General features: G+C 72.4%; 15 protein-coding genes. All 15 read left to right on the top strand.

Features of this window, described 5'->3' with window-relative positions:
- Window positions 1-29: 29 nt before the first annotated feature.
- The 15 genes from EWH70_RS16340 to murC all read left to right on the top strand — a co-directional run bounded on the left by EWH70_RS16340 (window position 30) and on the right by murC (window position 17,624).
- Window positions 30-1,337, top strand: a complete 1,308-nt coding sequence (locus tag EWH70_RS16340; RefSeq protein WP_130476238.1) for an MCE family protein — start codon at window positions 30-32, stop codon at window positions 1,335-1,337.
- Window positions 1,334-2,377: an MCE family protein gene (locus EWH70_RS16335; RefSeq protein WP_130476237.1), complete on the top strand. Its 1,044-nt coding sequence runs from the start codon at window positions 1,334-1,336 to the stop codon at window positions 2,375-2,377. The genes EWH70_RS16340 and EWH70_RS16335 overlap by 4 nt, the downstream gene beginning before the upstream one ends.
- Window positions 2,374-3,393, top strand: coding sequence for an MCE family protein (locus tag EWH70_RS16330; protein ID WP_130476236.1), 1,020 nt, complete (start codon window positions 2,374-2,376; stop codon window positions 3,391-3,393). Before EWH70_RS16335 ends, EWH70_RS16330 begins: the two co-directional genes overlap by 4 nt.
- Entirely contained in the window at window positions 3,393-4,577 is a 1,185-nt protein-coding gene (locus EWH70_RS16325; protein ID WP_130476235.1) for an MCE family protein, read from the top strand. Before EWH70_RS16330 ends, EWH70_RS16325 begins: the two co-directional genes overlap by 1 nt.
- Window positions 4,577-5,719, top strand: a complete 1,143-nt coding sequence (locus tag EWH70_RS16320) for an MCE family protein (protein ID WP_130476294.1) — start codon at window positions 4,577-4,579, stop codon at window positions 5,717-5,719. Before EWH70_RS16325 ends, EWH70_RS16320 begins: the two co-directional genes overlap by 1 nt.
- The gene (locus EWH70_RS16315; RefSeq protein ID WP_130476234.1) at window positions 5,719-6,963 is read left to right on the top strand and encodes an MCE family protein; all 1,245 of its coding nucleotides are present in this window, start codon (window positions 5,719-5,721) and stop codon (window positions 6,961-6,963) included. The genes EWH70_RS16320 and EWH70_RS16315 overlap by 1 nt, the downstream gene beginning before the upstream one ends.
- Window positions 6,960-7,457 carry a hypothetical protein gene (locus tag EWH70_RS16310; protein ID WP_240687009.1) on the top strand — a complete coding sequence of 166 codons (498 nt, stop codon included), beginning with the start codon at window positions 6,960-6,962 and terminating at the stop codon, window positions 7,455-7,457. The genes EWH70_RS16315 and EWH70_RS16310 overlap by 4 nt, the downstream gene beginning before the upstream one ends.
- Window positions 7,454-7,978, top strand: a complete 525-nt coding sequence (locus EWH70_RS16305) for a hypothetical protein (protein ID WP_240687008.1) — start codon at window positions 7,454-7,456, stop codon at window positions 7,976-7,978. Before EWH70_RS16310 ends, EWH70_RS16305 begins: the two co-directional genes overlap by 4 nt.
- Before the next feature lie 161 nt (window positions 7,979-8,139).
- Window positions 8,140-9,657 carry a UDP-N-acetylmuramoyl-L-alanyl-D-glutamate--2,6-diaminopimelate ligase gene (locus tag EWH70_RS16300; protein WP_165436296.1) on the top strand — a complete coding sequence of 506 codons (1,518 nt, stop codon included), beginning with the start codon at window positions 8,140-8,142 and terminating at the stop codon, window positions 9,655-9,657.
- Window positions 9,654-11,126 carry a UDP-N-acetylmuramoyl-tripeptide--D-alanyl-D-alanine ligase gene (locus EWH70_RS16295; RefSeq protein WP_130476232.1) on the top strand — a complete coding sequence of 491 codons (1,473 nt, stop codon included), beginning with the start codon at window positions 9,654-9,656 and terminating at the stop codon, window positions 11,124-11,126. The genes EWH70_RS16300 and EWH70_RS16295 overlap by 4 nt, the downstream gene beginning before the upstream one ends.
- Window positions 11,123-12,205, top strand: coding sequence for a phospho-N-acetylmuramoyl-pentapeptide-transferase (mraY, locus tag EWH70_RS16290; RefSeq protein WP_130476231.1), 1,083 nt, complete (start codon window positions 11,123-11,125; stop codon window positions 12,203-12,205). Before EWH70_RS16295 ends, mraY begins: the two co-directional genes overlap by 4 nt.
- A 4-nt stretch (window positions 12,206-12,209) precedes the next feature.
- Window positions 12,210-13,598 carry a UDP-N-acetylmuramoyl-L-alanine--D-glutamate ligase gene (murD, locus tag EWH70_RS16285; RefSeq protein WP_130476230.1) on the top strand — a complete coding sequence of 463 codons (1,389 nt, stop codon included), beginning with the start codon at window positions 12,210-12,212 and terminating at the stop codon, window positions 13,596-13,598.
- Entirely contained in the window at window positions 13,595-15,097 is a 1,503-nt protein-coding gene (ftsW, locus tag EWH70_RS16280) for a putative lipid II flippase FtsW (RefSeq protein WP_420809066.1), read from the top strand. The genes murD and ftsW overlap by 4 nt, the downstream gene beginning before the upstream one ends.
- Window positions 15,094-16,218, top strand: coding sequence for an undecaprenyldiphospho-muramoylpentapeptide beta-N-acetylglucosaminyltransferase (gene murG / locus EWH70_RS16275; RefSeq protein ID WP_130476229.1), 1,125 nt, complete (start codon window positions 15,094-15,096; stop codon window positions 16,216-16,218). The genes ftsW and murG overlap by 4 nt, the downstream gene beginning before the upstream one ends.
- Window positions 16,215-17,624: a UDP-N-acetylmuramate--L-alanine ligase gene (gene murC / locus EWH70_RS16270; protein ID WP_130476228.1), complete on the top strand. Its 1,410-nt coding sequence runs from the start codon at window positions 16,215-16,217 to the stop codon at window positions 17,622-17,624. Before murG ends, murC begins: the two co-directional genes overlap by 4 nt.
- The last annotated feature ends 2 nt before the right edge of the window (window positions 17,625-17,626 follow it).

The raw sequence follows: 17,626 nt of genomic DNA, 5'->3' as shown, positions 1-17,626 counted from the left end.
GCGGATCTCCGGATGACGGGAGCCGAGTCGTGAACCCGGGGCGCAGGCGGCTGTACCGCAGGCTCTGGCACCAGCTGCTGGGGCTGGTGCTGGTGGCCGTCGCCGTGGCGTTCGTGACCACCACGGTCGCCATCTACCGCAAGGAGTTCACACCGGTCACCATGGTGCGGCTGGAGACCGACCACGTCGGCAACCAGCTACGGCCGGGTGCCGACGTCAAGATCCGCGGCATGGTGGTCGGGGAGGTCCGCGCCATCGGCACCACCGGCGACGGCGCGGTCCTCGACCTGGCGCTGGACCCGGACAGGACCGGCGCCATTCCGGCCACCGTGTCGGCCCGGCTGCTGCCGAAGACCCTGTTCGGCGAACGGTATGTGGCCCTGCAGCCGCCGGAACAGCCCACGCCGCAACGCATCCGCGAGGGCGACGTGATCGGCCAGGACCGCAGCAGCACCGCGATCGAGCTGGAACAGGTCCTGTCCGACGTCCTGCCGCTGCTGCAGGCGGTCCAGCCGCAGAAGCTGGCCAGCACGCTGACCGCGGTGTCCACCGCGCTGGAGGGCCGCGGCGAACGGCTCGGTGACACGCTGGTGCGGCTGTCGGACTACCTGGGCAAGCTGAACCCGAGCCTGCCCGACCTCAAGGCCGACATCACCGGCCTCGCCGACGTCGCGGACGTCTACGATCGCGCCGCGCCGGACTTCCTGGAGGCGCTGGCCGACCTGACCACGACCAGCCGCACGGTCGTCGAGAAACGGCAGGGCCTGACCGACCTCTACGCCAGCGTCACCGGCGCCGCCGTCGACCTGGAGGGCTTCCTGCGGGCCAACAAGGACAACATCATCAACCTGACCTCCGCGATGCGCCCGACGCTGGACGTCCTGGCCAAGTACGCGCCGGAGTACCCCTGCCTGCTACGTCAGCTCGCCGAGTCGGTCCCGCGCGCGGAGGAGGCGTTCGGCAAAGGCACCGACGAGATGAACCACGTGACGATCCGCATCACCGCCAGCCGGGGCAAGTACCTGCCCGGGGTCGACGAGCCACGCTACGACGACAAACGCGGCCCGCGGTGTTACCCCGAGGTGCCGCCGCCGGGCCGGTGGCCGCAGTACCCGCCGGGCGGGCCGATCCGGGACGGCTCCAGGCACCCGCCGCCACCGCGCTCGCCGAGCGGATTCCCCGCCGGCAGCGGCGCGGTCGCCGGGTCACCGGCCGAGCAGGAGCTGATCGCCCTGCTCACCGCGCCCGCGCTCGGTGTCGCGCCGGAGGACGCGCCGGGCTGGGGCTCGCTGCTGGTCGGGCCGCTGTACCGGGGGGCGGAGGTGACCGTCGAATGAGGTCCGTGACGGCACCGCTGATCAAGGTCGGGATCTTCGCCGTGGTCACCGTTCTGCTCACCGCCGTGCTGGGCGCGACCATCGCCAACACCGACTTCGGCGCCACCGCCGGCTACACCGCGAGGTTCACCGACGCGTCCGGCCTGAAGACCGGCGACGACGTCCGCATCGCCGGGGTCAAGGTCGGGCAGGTCGAGGAGATCACCGTCGCCGAGTCCGCCGAGTCGAACCACGCCCGGGTCCGGTTCACCGTCGAGTCGGCCTACACCCTGCCCGCCGGCGTCACCGCGACCATCAAGTACCGCAACCTGATCGGCCAGCGCTACCTCTCCCTGAAGACCACTGTGGACGGTGGCGGCACCCTTGCGAGGGACGGCGAGATCCCGCTGGAGCGGACCTCGCCGGCGCTGAACCTGACCGTGTTGTTCAACGGGTTCAAGCCGCTGTTCCAGGCACTGGATCCGCAGCAGGTCAACCAGCTCTCCCAGGAGATCATCCAGGTCTTCCAGGGCGAGGGCGCCACGATCGAGAGCCTGCTGGCGCACACCGCGTCGGTGACGTCCACCATCGCCGAGCGCGACCAGGTCATCGGCCAGGTCATCGGCAACCTCAACACCGTGCTGGACACCGTCAACCAGCGCGGCCCGAACCTGGGCAGGCTCGTCGACACCACCCAGCAACTGGTCACCGGCCTATCCGAGCAGCGCAAGCCGATCGGCGAGGCGGTGGCCGCGCTGGGCGAGCTGAGCGACACCACCGCCAGCCTGCTCGGCGAGGCCCGGCCCGCGTTGAAGAACGACATCGCCGCGCTGGGCCACCTGTCGGGAAACCTCGCCGACTCGGAGGAACTGCTGGAACACCTGCTGCGGGTGATGCCGGGCAACCTGGCCAAGTTCACCCGGACGCTGAGCTACGGCAGCTGGTTCAACTATTACCTGTGCGGGCTGTCCGGGACGATCGGCATCTCCTCGCTCAACGTCACGATCCCGTTCCTGCCCATCCCCACCACGCAGATGCCGGAGAGGTGCCAGCCGACATGAGAAAGGAACGCAACCACGCGAAGATCGGCGCGGTCACCCTGGCGCTGATCGCGTTGATCGCCGTGCTCACCTACTCCTCGGACGACCTGCCGCTGCTGGACACCGACGTCACCTACGCCGCCTACTTCGCCGAGGCCGCCGGCCTCGCGCCGGACAACGAGGTGCAGGTGGCCGGGGTGAAGGTCGGGACGGTCACCTCGGTGGAGCTGGAGGGCCGCAAGGTCCGCGTCGAGTTCGAGGTCGCGGGCACCCGGGTCGGCGACGCGTCGACCGCCGCCATCGAGATCAAGACGCTGCTGGGGGAGAAGTTCCTCGCCCTGCGCCCGCGCGGGCAGGACTCGCAGGACCCGAACCAGGTGATCGGCCTGGACCGCACCACGACGCCGTTCCAGTTGCAGGACGCGTTCGACCGGCTGTCCACCACGGTCGGCGAGATCGACACCACCCAGCTCGCGCAGAGCTTCACCGTGCTGCAGGACAGCCTGCGCAACACACCACCGCACCTGCGGGAGGCGCTGGACGGCCTGTCCGCCCTGTCCCGCACGGTGTCCACACGCGACACCGAACTGGCGAAGCTGCTGGCCAACACCGGCGCGGTGAGCCGGACGCTGGCGCAGCGGGACACCCAGCTGCGCCGCATCATCGGCGACGGCAACCTGCTGCTGGCCGAGCTGTCCAGCCGTAAGGAAGCCATCTCCACCCTGCTGCGTGGCGCGCAGCAGCTGTCGGAACAGCTGACCGGGCTGGTCGCCGACAACCGCGACCAGCTACGCCCTGCGCTGGAAAAGCTCGGCACGGTCACCGGGATCCTGCAACGCAACCAGGAGAACCTGCGGCGCAGCCTGGAACTGCTCGCGCCGTTCACCCGCATCGGCGCCAACGCCACCGGCAACGGCCGCTGGTTCGAGGGCTACATCTGCGGCCTGCTGCCGCCGGTGATCACCGTCGCGGGCGCGACGATCAATCCGGAGGGCTGCACCCCGCCCATCGCGGGCCCGAACCAGGGAGGCCGCTGATGGTCCGGGCGAGCAAGGTGCAGAACTGGGTGGCGCTGGCCTGCGTCGCCGGGCTGCTGTTCGCCGCGACGCTGTGGTGGGTGGTGCGTGACCCCGGCGGTAACCGGCTCACCGCCATGTTCGACAAGGCCGTCGGTCTCTACGCCGGTTCGTCGGTGCGGGTACTGGGGGTGGCGGTCGGCGAGGTCACCGGCGTCACCCCGCGCGGGCAGGCGGTGGCCGTGGACATGCGGGTCGAGGACGGCGTCGACCTGCCCGCCGACGTCGGCGCGGTCGTAATGGCGCCGAGCCTGGTCAGCGACCGCTACGTGCAGCTCACCCCGGCCTACGAGAACGGCCCCAAGGCCGAGCCGGGCACGGTGATCGCCCAGGACCGCACCGCCACCCCCGCCGAGCTGGACGAGCTGTACGGCAGCCTCAACGAGCTGGCCACCGGCCTCGGCCCGGACGGGGCGAACAAGGACGGTGCCCTGTCCGGCGTGCTGGACACAGCGGCGGCCAACCTGAACGGCAACGGCGGCTCGATGAACGAGACCGTTCGCAGGCTGGGCGAGCTGTCCCGCACGCTCAACGGCTCGCAGGGCGACCTGTTCGAGACCGTCCGCAACCTGCAGGTGTTCACCCGCACACTGTCCGAATCGGACGCTCAGCTGAACCAGTTCTACGCCCGGCTGGCCGACGTCACCGGGTTCCTGGCGAGTGAGTCCGAAGAGGTGGGCGCGGCACTGACCGCGTTGTCCGGCGCACTGGGCGAGGTGCAGCGGTTCGTCGCCGACAACCGGACGGCCGTCGAGTCCAACGTGGACAAACTGACCGGGATCACCGGCGTGCTGGTGGACCAGCGGGCGGCGCTGGCGGAGATCCTCGACGTCGCCCCCACCGGCATGACCAACTTCATCAACACCTACGACGCCGCCTCCGGCAGCATCGCGGTGCGGTACAACGCCAACGAGCTGACCCACCCGCTGATGACCACCGTGTGCAGGCTGATCAGCGCCGGCACCCCGGAACAGGTTCCGGACACGCTCGGCAAGCTGTGTGCCGACCTCGCCCCGCTCATCGACGGCACCCTCAAGATCCCTCCGCTGTCACAGATCCTCGCGTCGGCCCAGCGCGGCGAGCTACCGCCCCTGCCGTTGCCGCTGGCCGACGTGCTGTCCAACGGCTTCGGGGGGATCCGGTGATCCGGCGGGCCGTGGCGGCGCTGCTGGTGGTGGCACTGGCGGCGGGCTGTGGCGATGCCGGGTTCTCGGGGCTGTACAACACGCCACTGCCCGGCGGCGCCGACCTCGGTGAGCACCCGTTCCGGCTCACCGCGCGGTTCGCCGACGTGCTCGACCTGGTCCCGCAGGCCGCGGTCAAGGTCAACGACGTGCCGGTCGGGCGCGTCGAGCGGATCGAACTGGCACCGGACACCCGGTCGGCGATCGTGTCGATGGCGGTCAACGGCGACGTGGTGCTGCCCGGCAACGCGGCCGCCCAGCTACGGCAGTCCAGCCTGCTGGGGGAGAAGTTCGTCGAGCTGCGGACCCCGGCCCGCGACCCGCAGGGCAGGCTCGCCGAGGGGGCGGTCATCCCGCTGGAACGCACCAACCGCAACCCCGAGGTGGAGGAGGTGCTCGGCGCGCTGTCGTTGCTGCTCAACGGTGGCGGTATCGAGCAGTTGCACACGATCACCAGGGAGCTCAACGCGGCGCTGGCAGGCAACGAGCCGCAGATCCGCGCCCTGCTGTCCCATGTGGACACGCTGGCGACCGAGCTGGCCGGGCAGAAGGGCGAGATCGTCCGCGCCATCGACGGGCTGAACCGGCTGTCCAGCACGCTGGTCGCGCAGACCGGCAACCTCACCACGGCACTGGACGGCCTCGAACCCGGCCTGCGGGTGCTCAGCGAGCAACGCGACCAGCTGGTCGGCATGCTGCAGGCACTGAACACGCTGTCCGGCACGGCCAACGACACCGTGCGGCGCAGCCGGGAGGACCTGGTGGCCAACCTGCGGGCGCTGCAGCCGACCCTGGAGAAGCTGGCCGAGGCGGGGCAGAACCTGCCGACCGCGTTGAAGATCCTGCCCACCTACCCGTTCCCCGACGCGGCGGGCGCGGTGATCCGCGGCGACTTCGCCAACGTGCGGGCCCGCGTCGACCTCAACCTGGACACGCTGGTGCGAAACTTCGCCGACTCGTCGCAGCCACCCATCCAGCTGCCCATCCCGGGTGTGGGCCAGACCCCGCCGGTGCAGTTGCCGCTGCCGTCGATCCCGGCGCCGTCGCAGGCCCCCGCCCCGGGCCTGGGCGGGCTGCTCGGCTCGCTGCTGGGGGTGCGCTGATGATCACCCGGCGGCACCGCGCCAAACTGCTGGCGTTCCTGCTGATCGCCCTGCTCTCGGTCGGCTACGTCGGCGGCAGCTACGCCGGGCTGGACCGGCTGCTCGGCACCCGCGGCTACGTGGTCACCGTGCGGCTGGCCGACTCCGGCGGCATCTTCACCGGCGCCGAGGTAACCTACCGCGGGGTGACCGTCGGCCGGGTCAGCGAGCTGCGCCTTGCCGACGCCGGGGTGGACGTGCTGCTCGACGTCGACTCCGGCGGCCCGGACATCCCCGCCGACACCCGCGCCGTGGTGGCCAACCGGTCGGCCGTCGGCGAGCAGTACGTCGACCTGCAGCCGTCGCACGAGAACGGGCCGTACCTCGCCGACGGCTCGGTGATCCCCCGTGACCGGACCGCGATCCCGCTCTCCCCGGACACCGTGCTGACCAATGTGGACCGACTTGTGTCCACTGTGGACCCAGCGTCGCTGCGGATCGTGGTGGACGAGACCTATCGGGCGTTCGCCGGTGTCGGGCCCGAGCTGGGCGCGCTGCTGGACACGGCGAGTTCGTTCACGGCGGCGGCCACCGAGAACCTCCCGCAGACCCGCGACCTGCTGGCACAGGGCCGCGTCGTGCTGGACACCCAGCGCAGGCAGTCGGAGAACCTCACCACGCTGGCGGCCGGGCTGCGCCGGGTGGCCGGCCAGCTGAAGACGTCCGATCCGCAGCTGCGCACGGTGATCGACGAGGCGCCGGTGCTGAGCAGGCAGGTCAGCGACCTGCTGGCGACGTCTGGAACGGACCTCGGCGTGGTGTTCGCCAACCTGCTCACCACCGCGCGGATCACCACCTCGCGGGTCGACTCGATCGAGCAGCTGCTGGTGGCCTACCCGGTGATCTCGTCGTTCAGCCGGTCGGTGACCTCCAACGGCGAGGGGCACCTCGGGTTCGTGCTGAACCTGTTCGACCCGTTCTCCTGCACCAAGGGCTACGAGGGCACCCGGCAGCGGCCGGCGAACGACACCCGTGAGGCACCGCCGAACACGCAGGCGTACTGCGCCGAGCCGCCGGGCAGCCCGACCGGTGTCCGGGGCGCGCAGAACGCGCCGTACGCGGGCAAGCCGGTCGACGTCGCGCCCCGCCCGCAAGCCCCCGCCCCGCGGGAACAGCAGGGCGGGTCCGAACTACCCGGCCTGCTCGGCCTGACCTCCGGTGGTGCGCCGGACGGCGTCGGCGGCCTGCTCGGGGTACCGAAGTGAGCCTGGAACGGGCCCGGCTGGTGCTGGCCGTGCTCGCCGCGCTGGCCGTCGCCGCGGCGGCCTGGACGGGCTGGTCGTGGTGGAGCGCGAGCGACGACGCCGAGCTGACGGTGGCGCGCGAGCGCGACGCCGTCGTCGCCGCCGCGACCGAGGGGCTCGCCGTGCTCAACACCATGGACCACCGGCGGGCCCAGGCCGACGTCGCCCGGTGGCTGGAGGTCACCACCGGGCAGCTGGCCAAGGACCTGTCCGGCGACCGGGAACTGCACCAGCGGCGCGCCACCGACACCGCGACCGTGGCGACCGCGACGGTCAACCGGACCGCGGTCGCCGAGCTGGACCCCGGCGCGGGCACGGCGCGGCTGCTCGCCGTCGTCGACGTGCGGCTGAGCACCCGCGGCGCGCCGCCCGCCGACACCCGCAGCAGGCTGGACGTCCAGCTGAACCGGACCGAGAGCGGATGGAAGGTGAGCGCCGTTCAGTCGGCCGGATGATGGACGACTCGCTCCGGGTGCGCAGGCTGGCGACGACGCTGGCCGTGCTGGCGGCGGTGACGCTGGTCGCCGCCGGGGCCGCGGTGTGGATGTGGCTGGAGGCGGACAGGCTCGCCGGCGACACCGGCAACCGCGCGCTCGCCGACGCCGAGGCGACCCGCGTGGTGACCGAGCAGGTGACGGCGGGAGTCAAGGCGGTGTTCTCCTACGACCACGCCAACCTGGCCCGCACCGAGCGGGCGGCCCGCGACGTGCTCGTCGACGGCGCGGTGGAGCAGTACCGGCGCGGCTTCGCCGCCGCCCGCGCGCAGGCCGAGCAGGAGCGGCTGGTGCGCACCACCACCGTGCGGGCCGCCGGTGTGCGCACGCTGTCCGGCGACCAGGCGCGTCTGCTGGTGTTCCTCGACCAGCAGACGCTGCGGCCGGACGGCTCGCCGCCCCAGTCCGCGCCGGCGCACCTCGACGTCGGCGCCCGCAAGGTGGACGGCGTCTGGAAGATCGCCGACCTGGTCGCTCTCTGACGGTGCGTGGTGCTCAGCCATAGCACCGGCGCCGGGGGAGCGGGGACCGGCACCGGCTGCGGGCCGTGTCCCGCCACGCCGGTAGCCTCCCGCGTGTGTCTGTCAACAACGATGGGCCTGGCACCGTCGAGCGGCAGGTTCCGGACAGCCCGGTCAAGGCCGTGGCCGCGCCGCCCCGGCCGGAACTGACCGAGCCGGTCCCGCTGGCGACGCTGATCGCCAGGTCGGACATACGGCTGCTCGACCCCGCCGGCGCCCACACCACGGTGACCGGCGCGTCGCTGCGGGCACACCACGTGGTGCCCGGCGACCTGTTCGCCGCGCTGCCCGGCGCCCGCGCCCACGGCGCCGACTTCGTCGACGACGCCCTCACCGCGGGCGCCGCCGCCGTGCTGACCGACGAGGAGGGCGCGCAGCGCCCGGCCGTGCGCGACTCCGGCGTCCCGATCCTGGTGCACCCCGAGCCCCGGCAGGTGCTCGGCGCGGTCGCCGCCTGGATCTACGGCGAGCCGTCGCTGAGCCTGGCCGTCCTCGGCGTGACCGGCACCTCCGGCAAGACCACCACGGCCTACCTGATCGACGCCGGCCTGCGGGCCGCCGGCCACACCACCGGCCTGATCGGCACCGTCGAGACCCGCATCGCGGGCGAGCGGCTGGCCAGCGCGTTCACCACGCCGGAGGCACCCGACCTGCAGGCGTTGTTCGCGGTGATGGTCGAGCGCGGCGTCACCCACGTGCCGATGGAGGTCTCCAGCCACGCGCTGGCACTGGGCAGGGCCAACGGCACCCGCTTCGCGGTCGGCGCGTTCACCAACCTCTCGCAGGACCACCTGGACTTCCACCGCGACATGGAGGACTACTTCTCCGCGAAGTCGATGCTGTTCGATGGCCGCTCCACCGCCGAGGCCGTCGTGATCGACAGCGCGTGGGGCCAGGCGCTGGTCACCCCGAGCACGATCACCGTCTCCACCGAGCCCGGCACCGACGCCAGCTGGCGGGCCTCGGACCTGGCCACGCTGCCCACCGGCGAGCAGGCGTTCACCATCACCGGCCCGGACGGCGTCACCGCGCGGGCCACCCTGCCGCTGCCCGGTGAGTTCAACGTGGCCAACGCCCTGCTCGCCACGGCAGTCCTGGACGTCACCGGCGTGCCGCTGGACGCGATCGTCCGCGGCCTGGCCGAGGTCGAGGTGCCCGGCCGGATGGAGCGGGTCTACCTCGGCCAGTCGTTCACCGCCGTCGTCGACTACGCCCACAAACCCGCGGCCGTCGCGCAGGCGCTGGATGCCCTGCGGGCCCGCGCGGAGGGCAGGGTCATCACCGTCCTCGGCTGCGGCGGCGACCGCGACACCGGCAAACGGCCGCTGATGGGGGAGGCCGCCGCCAAGCGCAGCGAGGTCCTCATCGTCACCGACGACAACCCGCGCTCGGAGGACCCCGAGGCCATCCGCGCCGCCATGCTGGCCGGAGCACGCGGCGCGGGCGGGCAGGCCGGGGACGTCATCGAGATCGGCGACCGCAGGGAGGCCATCCGCAAGGCCGTCGAGCTGGCCGGGCCCGGCGACGTCGTGCTGGTCGCCGGCAAGGGCCACGAGACCGGCCAGGAGGTCGCCGGCGTGGTCCACCCGTTCTCCGACCGTGACGAGCTGGAAGCCGCCATCCGTGAGGTGAGCACGTGATCGCACTGAGCCTGGCCGAGATCGCCGAGATCACCGGCGGCAGGCTGCACAACACCGACGGCACCCCGGTGGTCACCGGCACCGTCGAGTTCGACTCCCGCAAGCTGACCGACGGCGGGCTGTTCCTCGCCCTGCCCGGCGAACGGGTCGACGGCCACGACTTCGCAGCCAGGGCCGTCGAGGCGGGCGCCGTCGGCGTGCTCGCCGCCCGCGAGGTCGACGCGCCGGCCGTGGTCGTGCCGCCGGTCACCGGCGGGCCGTCCGGGGTCTACGCGCTGGCCGCCGACACCGACGGCAGTGGCGCCGCCGTGCTGGCCGCGCTGGCGAAGCTGGCCAGGGCGGTCGCCGACCGGCTCACCGAGAAGGGCCTGCTCACCGTCGGCGTCACCGGCTCGTCCGGCAAGACCTCCACCAAGGACCTCATGGCAGCCCTGCTCTCCGCGCGCGGCGCCACCGTCGCCCCGCCCGGCTCGTTCAACAACGAGGTCGGCCACCCGTGGACCGTGTTGCGTGCCGACGAGCAGACCAGCCACCTCGTGCTGGAGCTGTCCGCCCGCGGCATCGGGCACGTCGCCGCGCTGTGCCGGGTCGCCCCGCCCCGCATCGGCGCGGTGCTCAACGTCGGCACCCAGCACGTCGCCGAGTTCGGCTCGCAGGCCAACATCGCGCAGGCCAAGGGCGAACTGGTCGAGGCGCTGCCGTCCGCCGCCGACGGCGGTGTCGCCGTACTCAACGCCGACGACCCGCTGGTCGCCGCCATGGCGAGCCGCACCAGGGCCAGGGTCGTCTTCTTCGGCGTCGCCGAGACCGCCGACGTGCGGGCCACCGACGTCCACCTCGACGAGCAGGCCCGGCCCCGGTTCCGGCTGGTCACCGCGGACGGAGAGGCCGACGTCGCGCTCGGCCTGCACGGCGCGCACCAGGTGTCCAACGCACTGGCCGCCGCCGCCGTCGCACTGGCCGCCGGTGCCACCGTCGCCGAGGTCGCCGACGCGCTCGGCCGCGCGAAGGCGGTGTCCGGCAAGCGGATGGAGGTCACCACCCGCGCCGACGGCGTCACCGTCGTCAACGACGCCTACAACGCCAGCCCGGAGGCCGTGCGGGAGGCACTCAAGACGCTGGCGACCATGAGCAGGGCGACCACGCCGCCACGGCGGTCGTGGGCGGTGCTCGGGCCGCTGAACGAACTCGGCGACGAGCACGTACGGGTACACGACGAACTCGGCCGGCTGGCCGTGCGGTTGGATGTCAACCGCCTCGTCGTGGTCGGCGAGGCGGCCAGGCCGATGCATCAGGGCGCGAGCCTGGAAGGTTCATGGGGAGAGGAGTCGGTCCTGGTGCCCGATGTCGACGCGGCGGTGACACTGCTGCGTGCCGAGCTGAAACCAGGTGACGTGGTACTGGTCAAGGCGGGGAACTCCCACCAGCTCTGGCGGGTCGCCGACGCGCTGCTCGGTGGTGACGCGTGATCAGCATCCTGATCGCGGCCTCGGTGGGCCTGCTGGTCTCCATCCTGTTCACCCCCTACCTGATCCGGGTGTTCTCCCGGCAGGGCTTCGGCCAGGAGATCCGCGAGGAAGGTCCGCAGGGGCACAAGTCCAAGCGCGGCACGCCGACCATGGGTGGCGTCGGCATCGTCATCTCGATGGTGGTCGGCTACTTCGTCGCGCACCTCGTCGACTGGATGCGCGGCAATGGCGAGGGGCCCTCGGCGTCGGCCCTGCTGGTGCTGTTCCTCGGCGTCGGCCTGGGCATCGTCGGTTTCCTCGACGACTTCATCAAGATCCGCAAGCAGCGCAACCTCGGCCTGAACAAGACCGCGAAGACCGTCGGCCAGGTGATCGTCGGTATCGCGTTCGCCGTGCTGGCGCTGCAGTTCGCCGACGAGAACGGGCTGACCCCGGCGTCGCAGAACCTGTCCTACGTGCGCGACGTCGAGCTGATCGTCCTGCCCATCCCGATCTTCGTGATCTTCACGCTCGTCGTGATCTCCGGCTGGTCCAACGCCGTCAACTTCACCGACGGCCTCGACGGTCTGGCCGGTGGCGCGTCGGCCATGGTGCTGGCCACCTACGTGGTCATCTCGTTCTGGCAGGCCCGCCTGTCCTGCGACCTGTCGCCCACCGCCGCCTGCTACAACGTCCGCGACCCGCTGGACCTGGCGGTGGTCGCCGCCGCGGCGGCCGGTGCCTGTGTCGGGTTCCTCTGGTGGAACGCCGCACCGGCGAAGATCTTCATGGGCGACACCGGCTCGCTCGCGCTCGGCGGCCTGGTCGCCGGCCTGTCCATGACCACCCGCACCGAGCTGCTCGCCATCGTCATCGGCGGCCTGTTCATGGTCGAGATGATCTCGGTGGTGCTGCAGATCGCGGTGTTCCGGACGACGCGGCGACGGCTGTTCCGGATGGCGCCGTTCCATCACCACTTCGAACTCGCCGGGTGGGCGGAAACCACGGTGATCATCCGGTTCTGGCTGCTCTCGGCGATCTGCTGCATGTTCGGCCTCGGCCTGTTCTACAGCGAGCAGCTGACCGGCGGCGGAGGCTGACCCGATGGACCTCGCCGGACGCCGCGTGCTGGTCGCGGGGGCGGGGGTCACCGGCCGGTCGGTGGTGACCGCCCTGGCCGGACTGGGCGCGCGGGTCGCCGTCACCGACGGCAACGCCGGACGCCTGGCCGAGCTGGACGGGCTGGGCGCCACGCTGGAACCCGGCCTCGACGTCCCGCCCGAAGGCACCGACCTGGTCGTCACCAGTCCCGGCTGGCGGCCCACCGCACCACTGCTCACCGCCGCGGCCGAGGCCGGGGTCGAGGTGATCGGTGACGTCGAGCTGGCCTGGCGGATCGGGCAGTCGCTCGACGACCCGCCGGCCTGGCTCGCGGTCACCGGCACCAACGGCAAGACCACCACGGTCGGCATGCTGGAGTCGATACTGAAGGCGGCCGGTGTCGACGCGGTGGCCTGCGGAAACGTCGGCCACGCGGTGCTCGACGCGGTGCGTGGCGGGCATCGGGCACTGGCCGTCGAGCTGTCCAGCTTCCAGCTGCACTGGTCCTCGACGCTCGCGCCGGCCGCGTCGGTGGTGCTCAACCTCGCCGAGGATCACCTGGACTGGCACGGCGGCATGGCGGGCTACGCCGAGGCCAAGGGCACGATCCACGACCGGTCGGCCGTCGTCGTGCACAACCTCACCGACGAGTGGTCCACCCGGCTGGCCGACGGGCACGCCCCGGCCGGTGCGCACCGCGTCGCGTTCGGGTTCGACACGCCCCGGCCCGGCGAGCTGGGCGTCGTGGAGGACCTGCTGGTCGACCGCGCGTTCGTCGCCGACCCGGCCCGCAGCGCCGACGAGCTGGGCACGCTGTCCGATGTGCGCCCGGCGGGCCCGCACAACGTCGGCAACGCGCTGGCCGCGGCTGCCCTGGCCAGGGCGTACGGCGTGCCCGCCGAGGCCGTCGGCGCGGGCCTGCGGTCCTTCACGCCCGGCGCGCACCGGGCCGTGCCGGTCGCCGACGTCGGCGGCGTGCGTTACGTCAACGACTCCAAGGCCACCAACCCGCACGCCGCCGCCGGCTCGGTGCTGGCGCACGAGAGCGTGGTGTGGATCGCGGGCGGTGTGCTCAAGGGCGCCGCCGTCGACGACCTGGTCGCCCGCGTCGCGGGCAGGCTGCGGGGCGTCGTGCTCCTCGGGGTGGATTCACCCGTGATCGCCGCCGCTGTTGCGCGACACGCGCCGGATGTCCCGGTGAAGCAGGTCCTTTCGGGTGACGATGAGCCCATGACTACGGCAGTGGGAATGGCCAGCGACCTGGCGCGCCCGGGTGACGCGGTGGTGCTCGCGCCTGCCGCTGCCTCGCTCGACATGTTCCGCGACTACGGCCACAGGGGGGATGCGTTCACCGCCGCGGTCCACGACCTCGAGCGCAAGGCCCGGTCGTGACCGCGGTGGAGGAGCGTGGCCGCCGGGGTGCGGGCACGTGGCGGGACAAGCTGCCGCAGCGCGCCGAACGGCCGCGGCGCGAGCGTAAGCAGGAGGCCCGCTTCGGCGCCCAGTTCGCGCTGACCGCCTGGCTGTCCCGGCCGCTCGCGTCGTTCCACCTGGTGCTGGCCGTCACCGGCACGCTCACGGTCATCGGCATCGTGATGGTGCTGTCGGCGTCGTCGCCGTCGTCCTACGACCCGGCGACCGGCTCCTCGGTCTACGCCCAGTTCCAGAAGCACCTGGTGTTCGTGGCGCTGGGCGCGATCGTGTTCCTGATCGGCCTGCGGCTGCCGCTCAAGCGGATCAGGGCGCTGTCGTCCACGGCCATGGTGGTGTGCCTGGGCCTGCTGGTCATGGTGCTCACCCCGCTGGGCACGAAGATCAACGGTTCGCAGGGCTGGTTCGTGGTCGCCGGGTTCTCGCTGCAGCCGGTGGAGCTGGCCAAGGTGGCGCTGGCGCTGTGGGGCGCGCACATCCTGGTCACCAAGTACAACCTGCTGCACCAGTGGCGGCATCTGCTGGTGCCCGTGGTGCCGGTGGCGTTGCTGATGTTCGCGCTGGTCATGGCCCAGCCCGACCTCGGCGGCACGATCACGCTCGGCGTCGTGCTGCTCGCCCTGCTGTGGTTCGCCGGCGCGCCGAAACGGCTGTTCGCCGTGATCTTCGCCGGGGCGCTGGTCGGCGCGGTGGTGCTGGCCTTCGCCGCCAGCTACCGGCTCGACCGCGTGACGGCGTTCTTCAACCCCTCCGCCGACCCGCTGGGCAAGGGCATGCAGGCGCAGCAGGCGCTCTACGCCATCGCCGAGGGCGGTTTCCTCGGCAAGGGGCTGGTCCAGGGCCAGTCCAAGTGGCGTTACCTGCCCAACGTCGAGCACGACTTCATCTTCGCCCTGATCGGCGAGGAACTCGGATTCGTCGGCTGCGGCGTCGTGATCGGCCTGTTCGGGCTGCTCGCCGTCGTCGGCACCCGCATCGCCACGCGTAACCTCGACCCGTGGATCCGGATCGTCGCGGGCACCCTCACCGTGTGGGTGGTCGCGCAGGCAGGCATCAACATCGGCTACGTGGTCGGCCTGCTGCCGGTCACCGGTGTGACGCTGCCGCTGATCTCCTACGGCGGCACGTCGCTCATCGTGACGATGTTGCTGCTGGGCATCCTGGCCAACTGTGCCCGGCACGAACCGGAGGCCGTGGCCGCACTGCGTACCCAGGGGCCCGGTAAATTCGGACGCCTGCTGCGCCTGCCCGCGCCCGACCCGTACCGCCCGCCCACGAAGCGGCGCGGCACGCCGGCCGGCCGGAGCGGGTCGAAGAGCGGCAGGCCGACCGGCCGCAGGGTGCGGACGGTCGAACAGCGGCAGGAGCGCCGCAGGGTCAACCCGGAACGCCGCAGGGTGCCCCCGCAGCGGGCGGGGCGTTCGGGTGGCAGAACGTCGAAACGGAGAGGACATCGGTGACAGATCCGGTTGCTGGGACGGAGCGAGCCGCGGCCGGCGCGGCGCCGACCGTGGTGGTTGCCGGAGGTGGGACGGCTGGGCACATCGAGCCCGCGCTCGCGCTGGCCGACGCCGTGCGCAGGATCCGCCCGGACGCGAAGATCGTCGCACTCGGCACCGCCCGCGGGCTGGAGACCACGCTCGTTCCCGAGCGCGGCTACCCGCTGGAGCTGATCCCGCCGGTACCGCTGCCCCGCAAGCCCACACCGGAGCTGCTGCGCCTTCCGCTGAAGATTCGTGAGTCGGTCAAGCGCACCCGTGAGGTACTGACCCGCGTCGGCGCGGACGTCGTCGTCGGCTTCGGTGGCTACGTCGCGCTGCCCGCCTACCTCGCCGCTCGCGGCCGGGTGCCGATCGTGGTGCACGAGGCCAACAAGACCGCCGGGCTGGCCAACAAGGTCGGCGCGCGGTTCGCCGCGAGGGTGGCCGTCGCCGTGCCCGGCACGCCGCTGCCCGGCGCCGAGGTGGTGGGCATCCCGCTGCGGCGGTCGATCACCACGCTGGACCGGCCCGCGTTGCGAGCCGAGGCCCGCAGGCACTTCGGCCTGGACCCGGACGCGCCGACGCTGCTGGTGTTCGGTGGTTCGCAGGGCGCCCGCTCGATCAACGAGGCGGTGTCCGGCGCGGCCAAGGAGCTGGCCGACGCCGGCATCGGCGTCCTGCACGCGCACGGCCCCAAGAACACCCTGGTGGTGCAGGAGTTCCCGGACGCACCCGCCTACGTGCCGGTGCCCTACCTGGAGCGGATGGACCTGGCCTACGCCGCCGCCGACGTCGTGCTCTGCCGGTCGGGGGCGATGACCGCGGCCGAGGTGTCGGCTGTCGGCCTGCCCGCGGTGTTCGTGCCGCTGCCGATCGGCAACGGCGAGCAGGCGCTCAACGCCAAGCCCGCCGTCGACGCCGGTGCCGCGCTGCTGGTGAACGACGCGGACCTGACCAGAGCCACGGTCGCCGATCTGGTGGTGCCGCTGGTGGGTGACGCCGACCGGGTCGCGAAGATGAGTGCGGCCGCCGTCGGAATGGGTCACCGGGAGGCCGACGAGGTGCTGGCCCGGATGGTGCTGGAGGCGGCGGGGAAATGACCGTTCCTGAGGAACTGCGCAGGGCACACCTGATCGGAATCGGCGGGGCCGGGATGAGCGGCATCGCTCGGATCCTGCTGGCGCGTGGCGGTGAGGTGTCCGGTTCGGACGCCAAGGACTCCCGGGCGTTCCTGACGCTGCGGGCGCAGGGCGCGCGGATCGAGATCGGGCAGAAGGCGGAGAACCTGGACGCGTTCGACGGCGGGCCGTCGGCGGTCGTGGTGTCCACCGCCATCAAGGAGTCCAACCCGGAACTGGCCGCGGCACGCGAGCGCGGCATCCCGGTGCTGCACCGCGCCCAGGCGCTGGCCGCGCTGATGCGGGGACACCGGGTGGCCTGCATCGCCGGGACGCACGGCAAGACGTCGACGACGTCGATGCTCACCGTCGCGCTGCAGCACTGCCGCCTGGACCCGTCCTTCGCCATCGGTGGTGACCTCAACGAGTCCGGTGCCAACGCCCACCACGGCAGCGGCGGCGTCTTCGTCGCCGAGGCCGACGAGAGCGACGGGTCGTTCCTGACCTACTCGCCGTCGGTCGCCGTGGTCACCAACGTCGAACCCGATCATCTCGACCACCACGGCACCGCCGAGGCCTACACGGCGGTGTTCACCGACTTCGTCCGACGGATCGAGCCGGACGGCGTGCTGATCGCCTGCGCCGACGACGCACCGGCCGCCGAACTGGCCGCGCGAGCCGAGGCCGACGGCGTCCGGGTGCTGCGGTACGGCCGTGCCGCCACCGATGCGGCCGATGCGCGGGTGCTGGACTACAAGCCGGACGAGAACGGCGGCCTGGTCCGGGTCGCGTTGCGCGGCGAGGAACTCGACGTGCGGGTGGCCGTGCCGGGCGAGCACATGGCGCTCAACGCCGTCGCCGCGCTGCTGGCCGGTGTCGAGCTGGGTGCGCCGGTCGACGGGCTTGCCGAGGGACTGGCTGCCTTCGGCGGTGTCCGGCGCCGGTTCGAGTTCAAGGGCCGCGCGGGCGACGTCCGGGTCTACGACGACTACGCCCACCATCCGACCGAGGTCGCCGCACAGCTGCGGGCCGTGCGCCACGCCGCGGGCGGCGGCCGGGTCGTGGTGGTGTTCCAGCCGCACCTGTACTCGCGCACCAAGGCGTTCGCCGCGGAGTTCGCCGAGGCACTCGGTCTCGCCGACGAGGTCGTCGTGCTCGACGTGTTCGGCGCCCGCGAGGAGCCGGAGCCGGGGGTCAGCGGCGCGTTGATCGCCGACGCCGTCACCGGGGCGAACGTGCACTACGAGCCCGCGTTCGACAGCGTCGTGCCGCTGGCGGCCGGTCTGGTCGAGCCGGGTGACCTGCTGGTCACCATGGGCGCGGGCGACGTCACCGGGCTCGGGCCGGAGATCCTCGCCGAGCTGGACCGGCGCGCGGAGCAGAGCTAGGC

This window comes from Amycolatopsis suaedae (genome assembly GCF_004214935.1).
GTDB lineage: Bacteria > Actinomycetota > Actinomycetes > Mycobacteriales > Pseudonocardiaceae > Amycolatopsis > Amycolatopsis suaedae.
This window is presented reverse-complemented; position numbering and strand designations above follow the sequence as displayed.